This is a genomic window from Pseudomonas sp. Pse35 (assembly GCF_024519715.1).
Taxonomy (GTDB): Bacteria; Pseudomonadota; Gammaproteobacteria; order Pseudomonadales; family Pseudomonadaceae; genus Aquipseudomonas; species Aquipseudomonas paracarnis.
This window is the reverse complement of sequence record NZ_JALJRP010000033.1, coordinates 1-22,027: the sequence shown is the minus strand read 5'-3', so window position 1 is coordinate 22,027 and position 22,027 is coordinate 1. Positions and strand designations below refer to the sequence as shown.

Here is a 22,027-nt window from a genome sequence, read left to right as displayed (position 1 = left end):
AGGCTGCCATTGGCCAAGACCGGACGCCCGGGCAACATTTCCATGCCGAAGACTGATCAGAAACTACCCTCAGTGAATATTCGGCAGATACACTTCCTGATGACCCATGCAGACGATGATGATCGAGCCCCCTATACGTGCGCTTGAACACCTCACGGGTCCTCATTTACACGCAGTGATGACGAGAACGCCATGGCCGGGCTGATTCCCCAGAGCTTTATTGACGACCTTCTGAACCGCACCGACATCGTCGATGTTGTCAGCTCACGCGTACAACTGAAAAAAGCCGGCAAAAACTACACCGCCTGCTGCCCGTTCCATAAAGAAAAAACCCCATCCTTCAGCGTCAGCCCCGACAAGCAGTTCTATTACTGCTTCGGTTGCGGGGCGGGCGGGAATGCCCTGGGCTTCCTGATGGACCACGACAACCTGGACTTCCCCCAGGCTGTCGAGGACCTGGCGAAAGCCGCCGGCATGGAAGTGCCCCGCGAAGAAAGTGGCCGCCCGCACAAACCCCGGCAACCCACCGATTCGCCGCTGTACCCGCTGCTGACCGCTGCCGCCGATTTTTACCGCCAGGCACTCAAGAGCCATCCGCAGCGCAAGGCCGCTGTCGACTACCTCAAAGGCCGCGGCCTCACTGGCGAAATCGCTCGGGACTTCGGTCTCGGCTTCGCTCCGCCGGGCTGGGACAATCTGTATAAACACCTGAGCAGCGACACCCTCCAGCAAAAGGCCATGATCGATGCCGGCCTGCTGGTGGAAAACGCCGAGACCGGCAAGCGCTATGACCGCTTCCGCGACCGGGTGATGTTCCCAATCCGCGACAGCCGTGGCCGCATCATCGCCTTCGGCGGCCGTGTACTCGGGGACGACAAGCCCAAGTACCTGAACTCTCCGGAGACCCCGGTGTTCCACAAGGGCCAGGAACTCTACGGCCTGTTCGAGGCGCGCAAGAACAACCGCAACCTCGACGAAATCATCGTGGTTGAGGGTTATATGGACGTGATCGCCCTGGCCCAACAAGGCCTGCGCAACGCGGTCGCGACCCTCGGCACCGCCACCAGCGAAGAACATCTGAAGCGCCTGTTCCGTGTCGTGCCCAGCGTGCTGTTTTGCTTCGACGGCGACCAGGCTGGCCGCAACGCCGCCTGGCGCGCGCTCGAAGCCACGCTGTCGAGCCTGCAGGATGGGCGTCGCGCACGCTTCCTGTTCCTGCCCGAAGGCGAAGACCCGGACACGCTCGTGCGCTCGGAAGGTACCGATGCGTTCCGTGCACGCATCAATCAACATGCACAGCCGCTGGCGGATTATTTTTTCCAGCAACTGACCGAAGAAGCCGACCCGCGCTCCCTGGAGGGCAAGGCCCATATGGCCACCCTTGCGGCGCCGCTGATCGACAAAGTCCCGGGCGCCAATTTGCGCACACTGATGCGCCAGCGCCTGCTGGAGATCACCGGCTTGAGCGGTGAAGCCGTAAGCCAGCTGGTGCACAGCGCTCCGCAAGAGGCGCCGCCAGCCTACGACCCCGGCATGGATTACGACGCCATGCCGGACTACGCTGACTTTCACCAACCTCAGGAGGCCTTCGCCCCCCAGCAGGAATGGACGCCGAAGAAGCCCGGCGCAGGCGGCAAGAAGTGGGATAAAAAGCCGTGGAGCAAAAACGGTAAACGCGGTGATCGCGATGAAGCCTACGCTCCACGCACACCCGTAGCGGTGGAAGCCCCCACATTGATTGCACTGCGCACACTGATTCACCACCCGCAATTGGCCGGTAAGGTTGAAAGCGCCGACCATTTTGCCAACGAGAGCAACACCTACGCCCAGGTGCTTATTGCACTGATCGAAGCCGTGCAGAAAAACCCTAAGCTAAACTCAATCCAGTTGATGGCTCGCTGGCATGGCACGGAACAGGGCCGTTTATTACGGGCACTGGCGGAAAAGGAGTGGCTAATTGACGGCGACAACCTTGAACAACAGTTTTTAGACACCATTAATAGGTTATCCGCGGGTCAACACACTCAGACCCTCGACGAACTTATCAAGAGAGCAAGGCAGCCGGGATTATCGGCTGAAGAGCAAATTCAGATAGCAAAACAGATGCGCGACCTCTTAAAACAGAATGTTTACGCATCAAACCCGACCTCAGCTGGCGTGTGAGGTCATAGCTCGGGTATAATCCTCGGCTTGTTTTTTGCCCGCCAAGACCTTCAGTGGATAGGGTGTTATGTCCGGAAAAGCGCAACAGCAGTCTCGTATCAAAGAGTTGATACTTCTTGGTCGTGAGCAGGGTTACCTGACTTACGCGGAGGTCAACGACCACCTGCCTGAGGATATTTCAGATCCTGAGCAGGTGGAAGACATCATCCGCATGATTAACGACATGGGGATCAACGTATTCGAAGTCGCGCCAGATAAGGATTCCCTTATGCTGGCCGACGCTGATACCGACGAGGCCGCCGCTGAGGAAGCTGCTGCCGCGCTGGCTGCAGTAGAGACCGATATCGGCCGCACGACAGACCCCGTGCGCATGTATATGCGCGAAATGGGTACCGTCGAGCTGCTGACACGCGAAGGCGAGATCGAAATCGCCAAGCGTATCGAAGAGGGTATCCGTGAAGTGATGGGCGCCATTGCGCACTTCCCTGGCACGGTTGACCACATTCTCTCCGAGTACACTCGCGTCACCACCGAAGGTGGCCGCCTGTCCGACGTCCTGAGCGGTTATATCGACCCGGACGACGGCATTGCGCCGCCTGCCGCCGAAGTACCGCCGCCTGTTGATGCGAAAGCCGCAAAAGCGGACGACGACTCCGACGACGACGAAGCTGAAAGCAGCGACGACGAAGAAGAAGCCGAAAGCGGTCCAGACCCGGTCATCGCTGCTCAGCGCTTCGGTGCGGTTTCCGACCAAATGGAAATCACCCGCAAGGCCCTGAAGAAGCACGGTCGCGGCAACAAGCAGGCAATTGCCGAGCTGGTGGCCCTGGCTGAGCTGTTCATGCCGATCAAGCTGGTGCCCAAGCAATTCGAAGGCCTGGTTGAGCGTGTTCGCAGTGCTCTTGAGCGTCTGCGTGCCCAAGAGCGTGCGATCATGCAGCTCTGTGTGCGTGATGCGCGCATGCCGCGTACCGATTTCCTGCGCCAGTTCCCGGGCAACGAAGTTGACGAAAGCTGGAGCGACGCACTGGCCAAGGGCAAGGCGAAATACGCCGAAGCCATCGGTCGCCTGCAGCCCGATATCATCCGTTGCCAGCAGAAGCTGACCGCGCTTGAGACCGAAACCGGCCTGACGATTGCAGAAATCAAAGACATCAACCGTCGTATGTCGATCGGTGAGGCCAAGGCCCGCCGCGCGAAAAAAGAGATGGTTGAAGCGAACTTGCGTCTGGTGATCTCCATCGCCAAGAAGTACACCAACCGTGGCCTGCAATTCCTTGATCTGATCCAGGAAGGCAACATCGGTTTGATGAAGGCGGTGGACAAGTTCGAATACCGTCGCGGCTACAAGTTCTCGACTTATGCCACCTGGTGGATCCGTCAGGCGATCACTCGCTCGATCGCCGACCAGGCCCGCACCATCCGTATTCCGGTGCACATGATCGAGACCATCAACAAGCTCAACCGCATTTCCCGGCAGATGTTGCAGGAAATGGGTCGCGAACCGACTCCGGAAGAGCTGGGCGAACGCATGGAAATGCCTGAGGATAAAATCCGCAAGGTACTGAAGATCGCTAAAGAGCCGATCTCCATGGAAACGCCGATTGGTGATGACGAAGACTCCCATCTGGGCGACTTCATCGAAGACTCGACCATGCAGTCGCCAATCGATGTAGCCACTGTTGAGAGCTTGAAAGAAGCGACTCGCGACGTACTGTCCGGCCTCACTGCCCGTGAAGCCAAGGTACTGCGCATGCGTTTCGGCATCGACATGAATACCGACCACACCCTTGAGGAAGTCGGTAAGCAGTTTGACGTGACCCGTGAGCGGATCCGTCAGATCGAAGCCAAGGCGCTGCGCAAGTTGCGCCACCCGACGCGAAGCGAGCATCTGCGCTCCTTCCTCGACGAGTGATACCAGAACCCCCGGCCCAGGCCGGGGGTTTTGCTTTCTACCGATTGCTTTGACAGATTAACTGCCCCGCACCACCCCACCCTCGCAATGCCCGTCTACACTCGAGACATTCCCCGTGCCATAACGAGACCGTTATGCCCAGATTGCCGACCGTGATACTGCTGTCGCTGCTGACCTGGACCGCAACGGCTGGCGCGTTGACTCTTACGGATGATGAGCGTAGCTGGTTGGCGGACCATCAGGAGCTGCGCCTAGGCGTGGATGCGTCTTGGCCACCTTTTGAATATCGCGATGAAAATGGCCGATATCAGGGCTTGGCAGCCGATTACGTACGCCTGCTTCAGGACCGCCTGGGTGTGCGAATCAAACTGATCGAACCGGTGAACTGGACCGCAGTGCTTGAACAAGCCCGCAATAATCAGCTCGACCTGCTGCCGGGCATCATGTCCACCCCCGAACGCCAAAACTTCCTGGCGTTCACACGCCCCTATCTCGACTTTCCCATCGTCATCTTGGCCCATGAAGGCGGCGCGAAACCACGCAGCCTCAAGGATCTGTACGGGCTTAAAATTGCCGTGGTGGAAAACTACGCGCCCCATGAATTGCTCCGCACCCACCATCCGGACCTGAATCTGGTCGCCCTGCCCAACGTCAGTTCGACGCTGCAAGCCCTGGCCACCGATGAAGTGGATGCCGTTGTCGGCGACCTCGCCTCCAGCGTCTGGAGCCTGCGCCAACTCAAGCTCGACGGCCTGTACGTCAGCGGCGAAACGCCCTACCGCTACCAACTGGCGATGGGTGTCCCGCGGGATGAAAAAATCCTGGTGGGCATCCTGGACAAAGTCCTCGCCGACCTCAGCTCAGCGGAAACGGATGCAATCCAGCAACACTGGGTCGGCAGCTTCACCGATCACCGCACCTTCTGGGCTGATCTGCTCACGTACGGCCTGCCAGCGGTGCTGTTGTTGAGTACGGTGCTGGCTATCGTCATTCGGATCAATCGCCGGCTCAGCTCGGAAATTTCCCGTCGGGTCGCCCTTGAGCAAGAACTGCGAAGCAGCGAGTACCACTATCGCGGCTTGGTGGAGAGCTTGTCCGCCATCGCCTGGGAAGCAAGCATCAGCGACTTCACCTACAGCTATGTGTCGCCCCATGCCGAAGACCTACTTGGCTATCCCCGCGCCCATTGGCTGATTCCAGGCTTCTGGCGCAACATCATCCATCCCGCTGACCTGACCCGCGCCGAGGCCTATTGCTATCGGGAAACTCGTGCCAACCGTGATCACAGTATTGATTACCGGGTCATCACCGCTGATGGCCGCTGCCTGTGGGTACGTGACATTGTCAGCCTGATCGAACACGGCCACGAGCCAGTGCTGCGCGGCCTGATGATCGATATCAGCGAAGCCAAGCGCACCGAAGAAGCCCTGCAATTGTCCGAGCAGAAATTTGCCTCGGTGTTTCAGCAGTGCCCGGACATCCTGGTGATTGCCCGGATGTCTGATGGCTGCCTGCTGGAGGTCAACAAGGCATTCGAGGACCAGATTGGGCTGCGCGCCGACGAGGTGGTAGGCAAAACCGCCACCGACCTGAATATATGGGGCATTCAAGGGGGCGGCCCGGATTTGCTGCAACGGGTACAGACCACCAGCATCCGCAACCTGGAAATGCCTTTTCTGCGCAGCAATGGCCAGGCCTTTACCGGGCTGATCTCAGCCGAGCCGTTCCAACTCGACACCACCGAAGCCTTGGTGGTGGTGGTGCGGGACATCACCCAGCTCAAGGAAACCCAACAGCGACTGCAAACCTCCGAAGAAAAGTTTGCCAAAGCCTTCCATGCCTCCCCAGATGGCTTACTGCTGAGCCGCCAGAGCGACGGCCTGCTGATCGAAGTAAACGAGGGTTTCAGCCACCTGACCGGATTCACCAGCGCCTCCTCACTGGACCAATCTGCCTTGGACCTGGGCATCTGGGTCGACCTCAACGAACGCAAGCACATGCTGGAATTGATGCAACGCGACGGCTTTGTCCGCGATTTCATCTGTCATATCCGTCGTGCCGATGGCCAGATTCGCCTCTGCGAAGTGTCCAGCCGCCCACTGCCGATTGGCGACGAAGATTGCATGCTGACCATCGCCCGGGACATCACCGAACGCCAGTTGATGCAGGAAAAACTGCAGCAGGCCGCCACGGTGTTCGAAAGCACCGCCGAAGGCGTCTTGATCACCGACACACGACAGAACATCAGCGCCGTCAACCGCGCCTTCACTGAGATAACCGGCTACAGCGAGGTTGAAGCCCTTGGCCATACCCCGCGCCTGCTCGCCTCCGGCCTGCACGACAGCGCGTTCTATGCGGCGATGTGGCACCAGTTGACGACCCATGGCCACTGGCAAGGAGAGATCTCCAACCGCCGCAAGAACGGCGAGGTGTATCCGAGCTGGCTGACCATCAGCGCTGTGCGTAACCGCGAGCAATTGGTCACGCACTTCGTTGCTGTGTTTGCCGACATCTCCAGCCTCAAGCTGGCCCAGGCCCGCCTGGATTATCAGGCCCACCACGACCCATTGACTGGCCTGCCCAACCGCACCCTGTTTGAAAACCGGTTGCAGGCCGCACTCAACGGCCAGCAGGAAAGTGGCAAACAGGGCGCGGTGCTGTTTCTCGACCTCGATCGCTTCAAACACATCAATGACAGCCTCGGCCACCCGGTCGGCGACCTGCTGCTCAAAGACATCGCCGTACGCCTCAAGGAGCAGTTGCGGGACGTGGACACCGTTGCTCGCCTGGGCGGCGATGAATTCATCATCCTGCTGCCCGGCTTGCAACAGGCCAGCGACGCCCAGCACTTGGCGAACAAACTGCTCGACTGTTTTACCCCGCCATTCCAAGCCGGCGAGCATGAGTTCTTTATCAGCGCCAGTATCGGCACCAGCCTGTATCCGCAAGACGGTACCGACGTCGCCACCCTGGTCAAAAATGCCGACGCCGCGATGTATCGCTCCAAAGCCAAGGGGCGCAACCGGGTCGAGCGCTACACCCGCGACCTGACCGCCCAGGCCAATGAACGCGTAGCGCTGGAGCACGAACTGCGCCGCGCCATCGAACGTGAAGAATTGAGCCTGTATTACCAACCCAAACGCAGCCTGGTCACCCAACAACTGATCGGCGCCGAAGCCTTGATCCGTTGGCACCACCCGACCTTGGGCGAGGTCCCGCCCGAGCACTTTATTGCCCTGGCCGAAGAGAACGGCATGATCCTGCAAATCGGCGACTGGGTACTGGAACAGGCGTGCCGGCAGTTGCACGCCTGGCAAGCGGCTTTCAAGGATTTCGGCCCCCTGTCGGTCAACCTTGCAGGCGCGCAACTGCGTCACCCCAACCTGCTATCACGCATCGAACAACTGCTGCGCGATTACCACCTCGAACCCGGCTGCCTGCAGCTGGAGATCACCGAAAACTTCATCATGAGCCAAGCCGAAGAAGCACTGGCGGTGTTGCACCAACTCAAGCGTCTGGGCGTGCAGCTGGCAATCGATGATTTCGGCACCGGCTACTCGTCCCTCAGCTACCTCAAACGCCTGCCCCTGGACTTCCTCAAGATCGATCAATCCTTCGTCCGCGGCTTGCCCGACGACCCTCACGATGCAGCAATCGTGCGCGCCATCATCGCCCTTGGCCACAGCATGCAATTCACCATCATCGCCGAAGGCGTGGAAACCCCGGCACAACAAGCATTCCTCGCAAGCGAGGGGTGTGAACAGATGCAGGGCTACATCGTCAGCCTGCCCCTGCCGCCGGAGCTTTTTGCCGCCAGCTTCCTTCGTACACAGCACAAGGATTTTTCGGATGGCACAGTGAACAAACCATCGCTATAATCCGCGACCTACTGAGGGCCTATAGCTCAGTTGGTTAGAGCAGGGGACTCATAATCCCTTGGTCGTAGGTTCGAGTCCTACTGGGCCCACCATACTCAAAGCCGCGCACTGCGCGGCTTTTGCGTATCTGGCATCACGGTTCTTTCAGCCAGGCCAAGCCTGTACCATGCTTGCCCATTGCCCCCGCACTGGAGCCCCCCCTTGCCCGCCCTAGACGAAATCGACCGCCAACTGATCGCCGCCCTGCAGCTCAATGCCCGTGAAAGCGTGGCCATGCTTGCCCGGCAGTTGGGCATCGCCCGCACCACCGTCACGTCGCGTCTGGCCCGCCTGGAGAAAACCCAGGTCATCACCGGTTACGGCGTGCGCCTGGGCCAGCGCGTTGCGGATGGTGGGTTGCAGGCTTACGTGGGCATTACCGTGCAACCCCGCTCCGGCAAAGAGGTGTTGCGCAGGCTGAGCGCCATGGCGCAAGTGCAGCAGCTGTGCGCGGTGAGTGGGGAGTTCGATTACGTGGCTTGGCTGCGCACCGATTCGCCGGAGCAACTGGACCAATTGCTGGACCAGATCGGCAGTGTCGACGGCGTGGAAAAAACCACCACCTCGATCATCCTCAGTAACAAACTGGATCGCGGACAACCAATCTGATCACTACCTTCGTCACATTGACTAAAACTAGTACAATCCGACGACACATTGCGTCTTATTAACGAGCGCAACGCTCCCTAAACTGGCTGCCATCTTTTCCTATACTCAACGGGCCCTCCTCCCGCCGAGCCGTCAGTAAGGTCAGCCATGAGCATTCCGTCCAGCACCCTCAGCAAACCCAATCGCCACCCGGGCGACGGCAAGAAACCCATCACTATCTTCGGCCCGGACTTCCCGTTTGCCTTTGATGACTGGATTGAACACCCCGCCGGGCTGGGCAGTATTCCTGCGGCTAATCACGGCGCCGAAGTGGCGATCGTCGGCGCCGGGATCGCGGGCCTGGTCGCGGCCTACGAGCTGATGAAACTCGGGCTCAAGCCCGTGGTGTATGAAGCCTCGAAGATGGGAGGCCGCTTGCGCTCGCAGGCCTTTGAAGGCGCCGAAGGCATCATCGCCGAGCTGGGCGGCATGCGGTTCCCGGTGTCGTCCACGGCGTTCTACCATTACGTGGACAAGCTGGGACTGGAAACCAAGCCCTTTCCCAACCCGCTGACGCCGGCGTCCGGCAGCACTGTGATCGATCTGGAAGGCCAGACTCACTACGCGCAAAAACTTTCCGATTTACCGGCACTGTTCCAGGAAGTCGCCGATGCCTGGGCCGACGCCTTGGAGGCCGGTTCGCAGTTCGGCGATATCCAGCAGGCGATCCGCGACCGCGACGTGCCGCGCCTCAAAGAGTTGTGGAACAAGCTCGTGCCGCTGTGGGATGACCGTACCTTCTACGACTTCGTCGCCACTTCCAAAGCCTTCGCCAAATTGTCGTTCCACCACCGCGAGGTGTTTGGCCAGGTCGGTTTCGGTACCGGCGGCTGGGACTCTGACTTCCCCAACTCCATGCTGGAAATCTTCCGCGTGGTGATGACCAACTGCGATGATCATCAACACTTGATCGTCGGTGGCGTGGCCCAAGTGCCCATGGGCATCTGGCGCCATGTGCCGGAACGCTGCGCCCACTGGCCGGCCGGTACCAGCCTGAGCTCGCTGCATAGAGGTGCGCCACGGGCCGGCGTGAAGCGCATCGCCCACGCCGCCGATGGCCGTTTCGCCGTTACCGACAACTATGGCGACACCCGTGAATACGCGGCGGTGCTGACCACCTGCCAAAGCTGGTTGCTGACCACCCAGATCGAATGCGACGAAACCCTGTTCTCGCAAAAAATGTGGATGGCCCTGGATCGCACTCGCTACATGCAGTCCTCGAAAACCTTCGTGATGGTTGACCGCCCATTCTGGAAAGACAAAGACCCGCAAACCGGTCGCGACCTGATGAGCATGACCCTCACCGACCGCCTGACCCGTGGCACCTACCTGTTCGATAACGGCGACGACAAGCCGGGGGTGATCTGCCTGTCCTACTCGTGGATGAGCGACGCGCTGAAGATGCTGCCCCAGCCCATCGACAAGCGGGTGAAACTGGCCCTCGATGCACTGAAGAAGATCTACCCCAAAGTCGACATCAAGGCGCGCATCATCGGCGACCCGATCACCGTATCCTGGGAGGCCGATCCGCATTTCCTCGGGGCCTTCAAAGGTGCCTTGCCCGGTCACTATCGTTACAACCAACGGATGTATGCGCACTTCATGCAGAAGGATATGCCCGCCGAACAACGCGGGATATTCATCGCGGGTGATGATGTATCGTGGACGCCTGCCTGGGTCGAAGGCGCGGTACAAACCTCGCTCAACGCGGTATGGGGCATCATGAACCACTTCGGTGGCAGCACCCACCCGGAGAACCCAGGCCCAGGCGACGTGTTCGATGAAATAGGGCCAATCGCCCTGGCAGAATAAGGAGTTGAGCATGCGTGTCGCCCTGTACCAATGCCCGCCGCTGCCGCTGGATGTGGCCGCCAACCTGAAGCGCCTGCACCAGTTGGCCCATGAGGCACACGGCGCCGATGTGCTGGTGCTGCCAGAGATGTTCCTCACCGGCTATAACATTGGCGCCGAAGCCGTTGGCGCGCTGGCCGAGGCACAGGATGGGCCATCGGCGCAGGCGATTGCCGAACTGGCGCAAAGTGCCGGGCTGGCGATCCTGTATGGCTACCCGGAACGGGCCGAAGACGGCCAGGTCTACAACGCCGTGCAGTTGATCGACGCCCAGGGCACGCGCCTGTGCAACTACCGCAAGACCCACTTGTTTGGCGATCTTGACCATTCGATGTTCAGCGCCGGCCCCGATGATTTTCCGGTGGTGGAATTGAACGGTTGGAAGGTGGGCATGCTGATTTGCTACGACCTGGAGTTTCCGGAAAACACCCGGCGCCTGGCCCTCGCCGGTGCCGAACTGATTTTGGTGCCCACCGCCAATATGGTGCCGTTCGACTTTGTTGCCGACGTCACCGTGCGGGCGCGAGCCTTTGAAAACCAGTGTTTTGTGGCCTATGCCAACTACTGCGGGCACGAAGGCGAGATTCACTACTGCGGGCAAAGCAGCATTGCCGCGCCGGACGGCCAGCGAATTGCCCAGGCCGGCCTGGATGAAGCCTTGATCGTCGGCACCCTGGATCGCCAATCTATTGTCGACGCCCGCGCCGCCAACCACTACCTGCAAGACCGTCGCGCCGAACTCTACGGCGCACTGCACAAGCCCTGACCCATTGGGTTTGCTAGCATAGGCACTTCCCACGCCTCGGAAGTGCCCATGCCTGCGCCGGTTCACCCTCATCCCCTTCACCTGACCCTCGCCAATGGCCTGCGGGTTTGCCTGCGCCATGCGCCACGCTTGAAACGCTGCGCCGCCGTTTTACACGTGGCTGCCGGCAGCCATGACGTGCCATTGGCCTGGCCTGGGCTGGCGCATTTTCTTGAGCACTTGTTGTTTCTCGGTACCGAGCGTTTTCCAGCCGGCGAAGGGCTGATGGCCTACGTGCAGCGCCACGGTGGGCAGGTCAACGCCAGCACCCGTGAGCGCACCACCGAGTTCTTCTTTGAACTGCCGGTGCCGGTTTTTGCAGACGGGCTGGCGCGTTTGGCGGACATGCTGGCTCACCCGCGCCTGGCCCTCGACGATCAACAACGTGAACGCGAAGTGCTGGAGGCGGAGTTCATCGCCTGGTCCCAGGATGCCAAGGCCCAACAGCAAGTGACGCTGCTGCAAGGCTTGGCGGCGGATCATCCCCTGCGCGGTTTTCATGCCGGCAACCGCGACAGCCTGCCGGTGGAAAGCGACGACTTTCAGCATGCCTTGCGAGGGTTCCACGCACGCTTTTATCAAAGCGGGCAGATGACCTTGAGCCTCGCCGGTCCACAATCGCTGGCCGACCTGCAGGCCTTGGCCCAGCAGTTCAGTGACCAACTGACGCCCGGCCCATTGCACCCCCAGGCCGCTCCACCGGCCTTGATGCATGGCCCGGCACACCGTTATCAGCACGTCGCCGGCCAACACCTGCATCAGGTCATTACCTGTAACGCGCCACGGGAAGCGCTGGCGTTTCTCTGCACCTGGCTCAACGCCTCGGCCGCCGGTGGGTTGCTCGCCGAGCTGCAAGCACGACGACTGGCCACCGCGCTGCAGGCGTCCGTGCTGTACCAATTCGCGGATCAAGCCGTGCTGGATATCCACTTCACTCTCGGCAGCGCGCGCGAACCGGCCACGTCGATCGAAGAGTTGCTGCACGACTGGCTGAGTTTCTTCGCACACAGCGACTGGACAGTATTACGCGAAGAGTTCGCCTTACTCAATGCTCGCCAGCAACAGGTCCAAGGCGCCCTGGCGTTGGCGCGCAACGATGCCCAAGACCTGTCGGAACAAGGCGCCGCAGTCCTCAAGGCCATGCTCGACTCACTGCACCTGCCCGCCTCCCGGCACCCTTGGCAACTGCCGCCCAATAACCCTTTGCTTCGTGCGCCCGCCAAGGAAGAACGCGCGGGCCTGATTCGTGGCCAAACCAGCGCCCACCGTGGCTTGCGCACCTTTGCCCAGGATCGCTCACGGGGCCGACGGGAGCTGTCAGCGTTGACCTTCAGCCAGGCGTTGGCGGAGGACACTGGCGAAGGCGCGCTGTACCTGCAGTGGCGGTTTGACTCGGCGGTACCCACCGGGCTGGAAAGCCTGTTGCGGCCGTTGCGCGAACAGGCACGCCAGGCCGGCGTCGAGTTGTCTTGCGAAACGATCGCCACTGACTGGCAAGTGAAGATGCACGGCCTCCACGAGCCCATGCCGGCGGTGCTCGAAGCGTTGGCGCGGTGTCTGAGTGACTCGGATGAACCTTTGCCACCGACCGCTCCCGTGCCGATGATCGCCATCCGCGAACTGCTCAAGGCGTTGCCCGCTTGCTGCGCGGGTGTTCAGCCCCAGCCTCAGGAGACAACAGCATCATGGGCTACCGCGCGCTGGCAGGCGCTGGGCGCTGGCCTACCCCCCGCCAGTGAAGCCGCGATCAAAGCCGCAGCGGCCCGGCTGCCTGGGCAACCGGCAAGCGTGCCTTATACACCTCACGTCCTTGACGGACAAAAGCGCTGGCACGCAGTCAGCACCGAATCCAGCGAAGCAGCGCTACTGTTATTCTGCCCGACGCCGACTCAATCCCTAGCCGATGAAGCCAACTGGCGGTTGCTCGGGCACGTGCTCCAGGGGCCGTTCTACCAGCGCTTGAGAGTCGAACTGCAAATCGGCTACGCCGTGTTCAGCGGCATCCGACAGATCAACGGCCAAACAGGCCTGTTGTTTGGGGTGCAGTCGCCCACCATCTCCCTAGACGGCATCGTCCAACAGTTGCAGGCCTTCCTGGGGCAACTGCCGTCGTTGATCGAGCGCAGTCCCGACTTGGGTAACCAGGCCCTCGCACAGCAGTTCGCGGCCCAGACGCTGCCTATCAACGAAGCTGCCGACTTGCTCTGGCATGCGCACCTGGCAGGCCATTCGTCGGGTTATCTGGATCAGATTCAACAGTTGATCCAAGCGTGCACGCGCGAGGATGTGCAGCGCGCCGCGCAACAACTCAATAACGCCGCAGGCGGCTGGCAATGTGTGGCCAACGGGCCGCGCATCAGCGACGACTGGCAAGCAGCGCCGTGATCATTGCCAACCCTGCAACAGGCTTTCTCCACCGAGACAGCGCTAACTTGAATAAAATTGCGTAACATTGCGCAGCAATATCTGAACATCTCCAATGGGAGGTGGACTATATGTATTACTTGGTAGTGAACGTCCCATCCCTTGATAGGAGTAAGAATATGACCTGGTCCAAACCTGCTTACACTGATCTGCGTATTGGTTTCGAAGTCACCATGTACTTCGCCAGCCGTTAATTGGCTGAGTGACACAACGCCTCGGTTCGCCCGGGGCGTTTTTGTTTTGAGCTGTGCTTGATGGAGCGATCATGTTTGTCCAGATTCTAGGTTCCGCCGCCGGCGGTGGCTTCCCGCAGTGGAACTGCAACTGCGTGAACTGCGCAGGTTTTCGCGATGGCAGCCTGCGGGCCCAGGCGCGTACCCAGTCGTCCATCGCGATCTCCGACGATGGCGTGAATTGGGTGCTCTGCAATGCCTCGCCGGATATCCGCGCGCAACTCCAGGGTTTTGCGCCCATGCAACCGGGCCGCGCCCTGCGCGATACCGGCATCAGCGCAATCATCCTCATGGACAGCCAGATCGACCACACCACCGGCCTGCTGAGCCTGCGCGAAGGCTGCCCGCACCAGGTGTGGTGCACCGACATGGTCCACGAAGACCTGAGCACCGGTTTCCCGTTGTTCACCATGCTGACCCACTGGAACGGTGGCCTGGCCTGGAACCGCATCGAACTGGACGCCAGCTTCACCATCCCGGCCTGCCCCAACCTGCGCTTCACCCCGCTGCCGCTGCGCAGCGCCGCACCACCCTATTCGCCGCACCGCTTCGACCCGCACCCCGGTGACAACATCGGTCTGATCGTCGAAGACCTGCGCACCAACGGCAAATTGTTCTACGCCCCGGGCCTGGGCAAGGTCGACGCACCGCTGCTGGACATCATGGCCGGCAGTGACTGTCTGCTGGTTGACGGCACGATGTGGGACGACGATGAAATGCAGCGCCGTGGCGTCGGCACCCGCACCGGGCGTGAGATGGGCCACCTGGCACAGAACGGCCCCGGCGGCATGCTTGAAGTGCTGGAGCAACTGCCCAAACAGCGCAAAGTGCTTATCCACATCAACAACACCAACCCTATCCTCGATGAAGACTCCCCTGAGCGAGCGGAGCTGGTGCGGCGCAATGTCGAAGTGGCTTACGACGGCATGAGTATTGAATTGTAGGAGCGATCGAAATGACCGACACACCGTTGAGCAAGGCTGAGTTCGAAGCGGCCCTGCGCGCCAAGGGCGCCTTCTACCATATCCATCACCCTTACCATGTGGCGATGTACGAAGGCCGCGCCAGCCGTGAGCAGATCCAGGGCTGGGTCGCCAATCGTTTCTACTATCAGGTGAATATCCCGCTGAAAGACGCGGCGATCCTGGCCAACTGCCCAGACCGTGAAATCCGTCGCGAATGGATCCAGCGCCTGCTCGACCATGACGGCGCGCCCGGTGAAGACGGCGGTATCGAAGCCTGGCTGCGCCTGGGCCAGGCCGTGGGCCTGGACCCCGACCAACTGCGCTCCCAGGAGTTGGTGCTGCCCGGCGTACGCTTCGCCGTGGACGCCTATGTCAATTTCGCCCGCCGCGCCAGCTGGCAAGAAGCCGCCAGCAGCTCGTTGACCGAGCTGTTCGCGCCACAAATCCACCAGTCACGCCTCGACAGTTGGCCCCAGCATTACCCGTGGATCGACCCGGCCGGTTACGAGTACTTCCGCACACGACTGGGCCAGGCCCGTCGCGATGTGGAACACGGCTTGGCGATCACCCTGCAGCACTACACCACCCGCGAGGGGCAGGAGCGCATGCTGGAAATTCTCCAGTTCAAACTGGACATCCTCTGGAGCATGCTGGACGCCATGAGCATGGCCTATGAACTCAAACGCCCGCCGTATCACAGCGTGACCGAACAGCGGGTATGGCATAAAGGGATCACCCTATGAGCTTTGATCGCAGCAAAAAACCGACCTGGCGCCAGGGCTATCGCTACCAGTACGAGCCTGCACAGAAAGGCCACGTGTTGCTCTACCCCGAAGGCATGATCAAGCTCAACGATAGCGCCGCATTGATCGGTGGCCTGATCGACGGCGAGCGCGACGTTGCGGCAATCATTGCCGAGCTGGATAAGCAGTTCCCCGGTGTGCCAGAGCTGAGTGACGACATCGAGCAATTCATGGAGGTCGCCCGTGCTGAGCACTGGATCACCCTTGCCTGAAAAGCCAGCCATAGGCCTGCCTCTGTGGCTGCTGGCCGAGCTGACCTATCGCTGCCCGCTGCAGTGCCCGTATTGCTCCAACCCGCTGGATTTCGCCGAGCAGGGCAAAGAGCTGAGCACCGAACAATGGATCAAGGTATTTCGCGAAGCCCGTGAAATGGGTGCTGCGCAGTTGGGTTTTTCCGGCGGCGAGCCGCTGGTGCGCCAGGACTTGGCCGAGCTGATCGGCGAGGCTCGCAAGCTGGGTTTCTACACCAACCTGATCACCTCTGGCATCGGCCTCACCGAACAAAAAATCAGCGACTTCAAGAAAGCCGGCCTGGACCATATCCAGATCAGCTTCCAGGCCAGTGACGAACAGGTGAACAACCTGCTGGCCGGCTCCAAAAAAGCCTTCGCGCAAAAACTGGAAATGGCCCGAGCGGTGAAAGCCCACGGCTACCCGATGGTGCTGAACTTCGTCACCCATCGCCACAATATCGACAAGATCGACCGCATCATCGAGCTGTGCATTGCGCTGGAAGCGGATTTCGTCGAACTCGCCACCTGCCAGTTCTACGGCTGGGCACAGCTCAACCGCGTGGGCTTGCTGCCCACCCGCGAGCAGTTGGTGCGCGCCGAACGCATCACCAATGAATACCGTGCCAAGCTGGAAGCCGAAGGCCACCCTTGCAAGCTGATCTTCGTGACACCGGATTATTACGAGGAGCGACCCAAAGCCTGCATGAATGGCTGGGGCAGCATCTTCCTGACAGTCACACCCGACGGCACCGCCCTGCCCTGCCACGGCGCGAGGCAGATGCCCGTGCAGTTTCCCAATGTGCGCGACCACAGCATGCAGCACATCTGGTACGACTCGTTTGGCTTCAATCGCTTTCGTGGCTACGACTGGATGCCTGAGCCATGCCGTTCATGCGACGAAAAAGAAAAGGACTTCGGCGGCTGCCGTTGCCAGGCCTTCATGCTCACTGGTGACGCCAGCAATGCCGACCCTGTATGCAGCAAGTCCGAGCAGCACGGCATCATCCTGCAAGCGCGGGAAGAGGCCGAACATGCCACCCAGACCATCGAGCAACTTGCCTTTCGCAATGAGCGCAACTCAAGGCTCATTGCAAAAGGCTGAGGGCCTCAACGCTTGGCGATGATGTACACCGCGTGGATGATGCCAGGGAAGTAACCGCACAGGGTCAGCAGGATATTCAGCCAGAATGCACCGCCGAAACCTACTTGCAGGAACACACCCAATGGCGGCAGCAGAATGGCGATGATGATACGAATGATGTCCATGGGTCAGCTCCAGAAAATCGGCTCGTGTGAGCCGTGTAGCTAATCGACCTTGGCGGTTCGTGAGGGTTCAGTGGATTCTGGCATTGGGCCATCTCAGGTCAGAATCTCCCACCATCTTTTCACGCCAGAAATTACCCAGACAAAAAAACGCCCCCAGCCAAAAAAATCAGGCTGGAGGCGCCGCGTATGCCGCGAGACGGTTCAGGAAACTGGGGTCAAACGGCGATGCCCTTGCGGCATTGCACTTGAGCGGTACGCACCCGAGAAAAAGCGCGGGCAAGCCGAAGAAGCATTTCGTCGATATGGGTTTTGCTGATGTTCAGCGCAGGGGTAAAGCGCAGGCAGTCAGGTTGCGCGGCAGTGAGAATCAAGCCTTCGTGCAGCGCGGCCTTGACCACTGCAGCGGCGCAATCGTCCGACAGTGTCAGGCCCCAAAGCAGCCCGTTGCCGCGCAAGGGCCCATGGCCGTAGCGATAGGCGAGGCGGGCAAGGCCTTCTGCCAGGTACAAGCCCGATTCACGTAGGTGCTCGAGAAAGCCGTTCTCCAATAGAGCGTCGAGTACTGCGATACCCGCAGATGCCATCAGTGCATTGCCATGATGTGTACCGTCCAGCTCGCCCGGTTCGAAGCAACAGGCAGTGCCACGCGCCAGCAGCGCCGCCAGGGGCACACCGCCGCCCAGGCCTTTGCCCAGGGCAATGATGTCGGCGCGCACGCCGTATTGCTGTTCGGCGAGCAAGCTGCCGCAGCGGCCGATACCGGTTTGCACTTCGTCGAAGATCAGCAGGATCCCCAGCTCACGACACAGGCGTTCGACGCCCTTGAGGTAATGTTCTGTCGCAGGGAGGACACCGCCGCCGCTTTGTATCGGCTCCAGCATGATGGCGACGGTCTGCGCATCGACCGCTGCATGCAGGGCCGGCAGATCGTTAAACGGCACTTGGCTGAAACCTGGCAACTGCGGTTCGAATCGGTTTTCGCAGGCCACAGCCGACGCCGACATCGCCCCCAGGCTCCGCCCATGACAGCCATTGTTTACGGTGATGATGTGGTAAGCGCCACCGCGATGCAGTTGGCCCCACTTGCGTGCCAACTTGATGGCCGCTTCACAGGCTTCGGCACCGCTGTTGAGCAAATAGGCCTGGTCGCTGCAGGTGTGGTGGCACAGACGATCGACAAGATCCAGTTGCGCGCGGTTGTGCAAACCCAGGCCAGGGTTGATCACGGTGTGCATCTGTTGGGCAATGGCGTCGCGTACGGCCTGGGGACTGTGACCCAGGCTGTTGGCCCCACCGCCTTGACTGAAATCCAGATAAGCGCGGTCGTCAGCGTCCGAAAGCCAGGAACCCTGCCCCTGTACAAACACCTGGGGCGGGCGCGCCACAGTGGGCATCAGGCACTGGCTGGAAACATCTGCACGCGGGGCATGCACAACCAGGTCATCCAGACTCGGCGCGCAGCGACGGAACAAGTTCACACTTCCCCCCCGCTGGCAACCTGACCTTGGTCGATGCCACCTGCCAATGAGGCCTTCAGATTTTTTGCCTTGCCTATGTAAACGCTATCAACAAAAACGCTGTTCATTGTCCGATCCGGCCCTGTAAGCCCTGCGAATAGGCGCTAGACTAGGCGCCTCGGGGGCCAGCGGCCATTTCGATTTTCCAGCTTTTTCGATAAGCAAACCTTATGGATTTCAAGCAACTGCGTTATTTCGTCGCGGTGTATGAGGAAGGCCACGTAGGCCGCGCCGCGGAGCGTCTGTCGATCTCCCAGCCAGCGCTGTCGCAACAGGTTCGCCAACTGGAACAGAACCTCGACGTCAGCCTGTTCGAACGCAGCAGCAAGCGTCTGTTGCCGACCTTGGCGGCCCACACCTTATACAACCACGCATTACCGCTCATTGATGGTATGCAGCAAGCCGTCGAGGCACTGCGCAATTTCAAGGGCCAGGCCATGCGCAGCCTGGCCATCGGCGTGCTGCAAACCGTGCACACCAGCCTGGTACCGCAGATGCTTGAGCGCGTGCGCAAGGCCCAGCCCCATCTGGTGGTGCAGATTTACGAGCTGACCGGGCTTGAGATTGAGCGGCGGTTGCTCAATGGCTCACTCGACATTGGCATCAGCTACCTGCCACCCCGTCAGCCGGGCCTGCATGGCGTGCTGCTGTATGAAGACGAGTTGAAGGTGGTGATACCCGAAGATCATCCGTTGCGCGAGTTCAAGAAAGTCTCGCTCAAACAAGCCGCCGAATTACCGATGTTGCTGCTGGGGGAAGAGTTTCAGGTTAGGCAGATCTGGCAAGGCCAACTGTCCAACCTCGGGCGGCGTCCGCAAGTGCAGGCGGAACTCAATACCATGGTGGGCATTCTCGACAGCCTGCCTCACACCCGCTTGGCGACCGTGCTGCCTGGGCGGTCCCAGGATGAACACAACAGCAAGGCGCTGCTGTGGAAACCCTTGAGCGAGCCCAGGGTACCGCTGAAAGTAGGATTGGTATGCCGCGATGTGCAACGCCAGCAGGCGACGGTGGCGTTGCTGCGTACCCTGCTGGAAGACGTGATGAATGCCCCGCCGGCAACCGCCTGACTTTTTCGCGGGCAAAAGAAAACCCCGCCGAAGCGGGGCTTTGCAGACTGTTTCCCTGACATCCATTTCACTCCGCCGTCCTGGCAGAATCCTACGTGTCCGTGTTGTTGCTTTGCGCTTCCTGCGCGACGTCCATGTGAAGTAGATTAGCCGTGGATCCAATGTGGCGATAGAGGACGATTAGCAGCACGTCATGTAAGAGAATGCTTACACGCCCTCTTCCCCCTTAAAACAGGGCTTCATCCATCAGGAACAGTGATTCGCTACCGGCTTTTACCGATGCACTCAACGAGTGGATACGCGGCAACAGGCGGGCAAAGTAGAAACGCGCAGTCCCCAGTTTGCTGGCGTAGAAATCCTCTTCGCCCTCCTTGCCTAACGCCGCCTTGGCCATGCGCGCCCACATATAGGCATAGGCCATGTAGCCGAACGCATGCAGGTATTCCACCGAGGCTGCGCCGATTTCATTAGGATTGCTCTTGGCGCGGTCCAGCACCCAGGCCGTCAGCTCATCCAGGTTACCTACTGCCACACCCAGCGGCTTGGTGAACTCGGCCAACTCAGGGCCCGATGCGGCGATGAACTGGCGGATCTCATCGGCGAACAAGGTATAGAACGCACCGCCGCTGCCGACGATCTTGCGCCCCATCAGATCCAGGGCCTGAATGCCGTTGGTACCTTCGTAGATCTGGGTGATGCGCACGTCACGCACCAATTGCTCCTGGCCCCACTCGCGGATGTAACCGTGACCACCAAACACCTGCTGGCCGAGTACGGTGGTTTCCAGGCCCAGGTCGGTGAGGAACGCCTTGGCAACTGGCGTCAACAACGCCACCAGGTTATCGGCACGCTCGCGCGCCTGCGCATCGTCGCTGAACTTGGCGATGTCCAACTGCGTCGCCACGTAGGTGGAAAACGCCCGGCCGCCTTCGTTCGCCGCCTTCATGGTCAGCAACATACGACGGACATCCGGATGCACGATGATCGGGTCTGCCGGCTTGTCCTTGGCCTGTGCGCCTAGCGGGGAACGGCTCTGCAGACGGTCACGGGCATATTCAATCGCGTTCTGATAGGACCGCTCGCCAGAAGCCAAGCCCTGGATACCGACGCCCAGGCGCTCATAGTTCATCATGGTGAACATCGCAGCCAAGCCACGGTTGGGCTCACCGACCAGGTAACCCACGGCTTCGTCGAAGTTCATCACACAGGTGGCGGAGGCCTGGATGCCCATCTTGTGTTCAATGGAGCCGCAGTTCACCGGGTTACGCGCGCCCAGGCTGCCATCGGCATTTACCAGGAACTTCGGCACCAGGAACAGCGAGATGCCCTTGGGCCCGGCCGGTGCGTCCGGCAGTTTGGCCAGCACCAGGTGGATGATGTTTTCGGTGAGGTCGTGCTCGCCACCGGTAATGAAGATCTTGGTGCCGCTGACCTTGTAGGAGCCGTCCGCCTGAGGCTCGGCCTTGGTGCGGATCATCCCCAGGTCGGTACCGGCATGGGCTTCCGTCAGGCACATGGAACCGGCCCACTCACCGGAATACATCTTCGGCAGGTAGGTGGCCTTGAGTTCTTCACTGGCGTGGGTGTTGATCGATACACAGGCACCGGAGGTCAACATCGGGTACAGGCCGAAAGCCAGGCTCGACGAGTTGATCATCTCTTCAACCTGCGCCGACACCGCCTTGGGCATGCCCATGCCGCCGTAGGTCGGGTCGCCGCCCACGCCTACCCAGCCGCCTTCGGCGTAGGTGCTGTAGGCCTGGGGAAAACCGTCGGGAGTCGTCACGGCGCCGTCCGCCCAGTGGCAGCCTTGCTCATCGCCGCCGCGGCTGAGCGGGGCAATGGATTTGGCGGTGACCTTGCCGGCCTCTTCCAGGATCGCTTCGACGGTTTCGGCGTCAACGCTGTCTGCCAATGCCGGTAACTGGGCCCAAGTATTAGCGACCTCAAACACTTCGTTGAGGACGAAGCGCATATCACGCAACGGCGCTTTGTAATCAGCCATGGCAAACCTCGTGAGAACGTGAAAAGTAATTCGATAGGATCGGTTTTACAGACGTCGAGTGTACCCGAACAACTTTTCAGACACATAGGGTCCGTTCGTGACCATTAAGTATTTACAAGTCACACAAAGAGCCTTCTTGTAGGAGCGAGCTTGCTCGCGAAAAACTCACAGGCGCCGCGTTCATTCAGCAAGCACGCGTTATCGTTGACGTT

At 60.3% G+C, this 22,027-nt stretch carries 16 protein-coding genes and 1 tRNA gene; 14 read left to right on the top strand and 3 right to left on the bottom strand.

Features of this window, described 5'->3' with window-relative positions:
* Window positions 1-192 precede the first annotated feature (192 nt).
* From dnaG to pqqE, 13 genes are all read left to right on the top strand, one after another.
* Window positions 193-2,163, top strand: a complete 1,971-nt coding sequence (dnaG, locus tag OC445_RS22225) for a DNA primase (protein WP_014720188.1) — start codon at window positions 193-195, stop codon at window positions 2,161-2,163.
* Window positions 2,164-2,230: 67 nt separating this feature from the next.
* Window positions 2,231-4,078 carry an RNA polymerase sigma factor RpoD gene (gene rpoD, locus OC445_RS22220; RefSeq protein ID WP_034128833.1) on the top strand — a complete coding sequence of 616 codons (1,848 nt, stop codon included), beginning with the start codon at window positions 2,231-2,233 and terminating at the stop codon, window positions 4,076-4,078.
* A 134-nt stretch (window positions 4,079-4,212) separates the two neighbouring features.
* Window positions 4,213-7,956, top strand: coding sequence for a bifunctional diguanylate cyclase/phosphodiesterase (locus OC445_RS22215; RefSeq protein WP_198791604.1), 3,744 nt, complete (start codon window positions 4,213-4,215; stop codon window positions 7,954-7,956).
* A 15-nt stretch (window positions 7,957-7,971) separates the two neighbouring features.
* Window positions 7,972-8,048: transfer RNA gene (locus OC445_RS22210), tRNA-Ile, on the top strand.
* 109 nt (window positions 8,049-8,157) lie between these two features.
* On the top strand, window positions 8,158-8,604 hold the full coding sequence (locus OC445_RS22205) for an Lrp/AsnC family transcriptional regulator (RefSeq protein ID WP_003194755.1): 447 nt from the start codon (window positions 8,158-8,160) through the stop codon (window positions 8,602-8,604).
* A gap of 147 nt (window positions 8,605-8,751) precedes the next feature.
* The gene (locus tag OC445_RS22200) at window positions 8,752-10,455 is read left to right on the top strand and encodes a flavin monoamine oxidase family protein (protein WP_034128835.1); all 1,704 of its coding nucleotides are present in this window, start codon (window positions 8,752-8,754) and stop codon (window positions 10,453-10,455) included.
* A gap of 10 nt (window positions 10,456-10,465) precedes the next feature.
* Entirely contained in the window at window positions 10,466-11,260 is a 795-nt protein-coding gene (locus OC445_RS22195) for a carbon-nitrogen hydrolase family protein (protein WP_198791602.1), read from the top strand.
* Between the two features lie 48 nt (window positions 11,261-11,308).
* A complete protein-coding gene (gene pqqF, locus OC445_RS22190) occupies window positions 11,309-13,684 on the top strand; it encodes a pyrroloquinoline quinone biosynthesis protein PqqF (RefSeq protein ID WP_198791601.1) in 2,376 nt (791 codons plus the stop codon).
* Window positions 13,685-13,842: 158 nt separating this feature from the next.
* Window positions 13,843-13,917 (top strand): pyrroloquinoline quinone precursor peptide PqqA, encoded by a 75-nt coding sequence (gene pqqA / locus OC445_RS22185; protein WP_003194766.1) that lies wholly within the window; start codon window positions 13,843-13,845, stop codon window positions 13,915-13,917.
* A gap of 71 nt (window positions 13,918-13,988) precedes the next feature.
* On the top strand, window positions 13,989-14,900 hold the full coding sequence (pqqB, locus tag OC445_RS22180) for a pyrroloquinoline quinone biosynthesis protein PqqB (RefSeq protein ID WP_057976573.1): 912 nt from the start codon (window positions 13,989-13,991) through the stop codon (window positions 14,898-14,900).
* An 11-nt stretch (window positions 14,901-14,911) separates the two neighbouring features.
* Window positions 14,912-15,664: a pyrroloquinoline-quinone synthase PqqC gene (pqqC, locus tag OC445_RS22175; RefSeq protein ID WP_003194770.1), complete on the top strand. Its 753-nt coding sequence runs from the start codon at window positions 14,912-14,914 to the stop codon at window positions 15,662-15,664.
* Window positions 15,661-15,936, top strand: coding sequence for a pyrroloquinoline quinone biosynthesis peptide chaperone PqqD (pqqD, locus tag OC445_RS22170; RefSeq protein WP_034128838.1), 276 nt, complete (start codon window positions 15,661-15,663; stop codon window positions 15,934-15,936). The genes pqqC and pqqD overlap by 4 nt, the downstream gene beginning before the upstream one ends.
* Window positions 15,929-17,059, top strand: a complete 1,131-nt coding sequence (gene pqqE, locus OC445_RS22165; RefSeq protein WP_052200001.1) for a pyrroloquinoline quinone biosynthesis protein PqqE — start codon at window positions 15,929-15,931, stop codon at window positions 17,057-17,059. Before pqqD ends, pqqE begins: the two co-directional genes overlap by 8 nt.
* A gap of 5 nt (window positions 17,060-17,064) precedes the next feature.
* Here pqqE and OC445_RS22160 read toward each other — a convergent pair whose 3' ends face one another.
* Together OC445_RS22160 and OC445_RS22155 are read right to left on the bottom strand one after the other, a co-directional pair.
* Entirely contained in the window at window positions 17,065-17,223 is a 159-nt protein-coding gene (locus OC445_RS22160) for a YqaE/Pmp3 family membrane protein (RefSeq protein WP_003194776.1), read from the bottom strand.
* A gap of 215 nt (window positions 17,224-17,438) precedes the next feature.
* The gene (locus OC445_RS22155; protein WP_054896784.1) at window positions 17,439-18,701 is read right to left on the bottom strand and encodes an aspartate aminotransferase family protein; all 1,263 of its coding nucleotides are present in this window, start codon (window positions 18,699-18,701) and stop codon (window positions 17,439-17,441) included.
* Window positions 18,702-18,910: 209 nt separating this feature from the next.
* On the opposite strand from OC445_RS22155, the gene OC445_RS22150 reads away from it, so the two are divergent.
* Window positions 18,911-19,810, top strand: a complete 900-nt coding sequence (locus tag OC445_RS22150) for a LysR family transcriptional regulator (RefSeq protein WP_034128841.1) — start codon at window positions 18,911-18,913, stop codon at window positions 19,808-19,810.
* 226 nt (window positions 19,811-20,036) lie between these two features.
* Here the strand turns inward: OC445_RS22150 and OC445_RS22145 are convergent, their stop codons facing one another.
* Window positions 20,037-21,815, bottom strand: a complete 1,779-nt coding sequence (locus OC445_RS22145; RefSeq protein WP_057976569.1) for an acyl-CoA dehydrogenase C-terminal domain-containing protein — start codon at window positions 21,813-21,815, stop codon at window positions 20,037-20,039.
* Window positions 21,816-22,027 lie beyond the last annotated feature (212 nt).

Bases quoted from the DNA above. Each gene is read 5' to 3' on its own strand.
- OC445_RS22195 (WP_198791602.1), top strand. From the start codon at position 10,466: ATGCGTGTCGCCCTGTACCAATGCCCGCCGCTGCCGCTGGATGTGGCC.
- pqqD (WP_034128838.1), top strand. From the start codon at position 15,661: ATGAGCTTTGATCGCAGCAAAAAACCGACCTGGCGCCAGGGCTATCGC.
- rpoD (WP_034128833.1), top strand. From the start codon at position 2,231: ATGTCCGGAAAAGCGCAACAGCAGTCTCGTATCAAAGAGTTGATACTT.
- pqqF (WP_198791601.1), top strand. From the start codon at position 11,309: ATGCCTGCGCCGGTTCACCCTCATCCCCTTCACCTGACCCTCGCCAAT.
- dnaG (WP_014720188.1), top strand. From the start codon at position 193: ATGGCCGGGCTGATTCCCCAGAGCTTTATTGACGACCTTCTGAACCGC.
- OC445_RS22150 (WP_034128841.1), top strand. From the start codon at position 18,911: ATGGATTTCAAGCAACTGCGTTATTTCGTCGCGGTGTATGAGGAAGGC.
- OC445_RS22215 (WP_198791604.1), top strand. From the start codon at position 4,213: ATGCCCAGATTGCCGACCGTGATACTGCTGTCGCTGCTGACCTGGACC.
- OC445_RS22160 (WP_003194776.1), bottom strand. From the start codon at position 17,223: ATGGACATCATTCGTATCATCATCGCCATTCTGCTGCCGCCATTGGGT.
- OC445_RS22145 (WP_057976569.1), bottom strand. From the start codon at position 21,815: ATGGCTGATTACAAAGCGCCGTTGCGTGATATGCGCTTCGTCCTCAAC.
- pqqB (WP_057976573.1), top strand. From the start codon at position 13,989: ATGTTTGTCCAGATTCTAGGTTCCGCCGCCGGCGGTGGCTTCCCGCAG.
- pqqC (WP_003194770.1), top strand. From the start codon at position 14,912: ATGACCGACACACCGTTGAGCAAGGCTGAGTTCGAAGCGGCCCTGCGC.
- OC445_RS22200 (WP_034128835.1), top strand. From the start codon at position 8,752: ATGAGCATTCCGTCCAGCACCCTCAGCAAACCCAATCGCCACCCGGGC.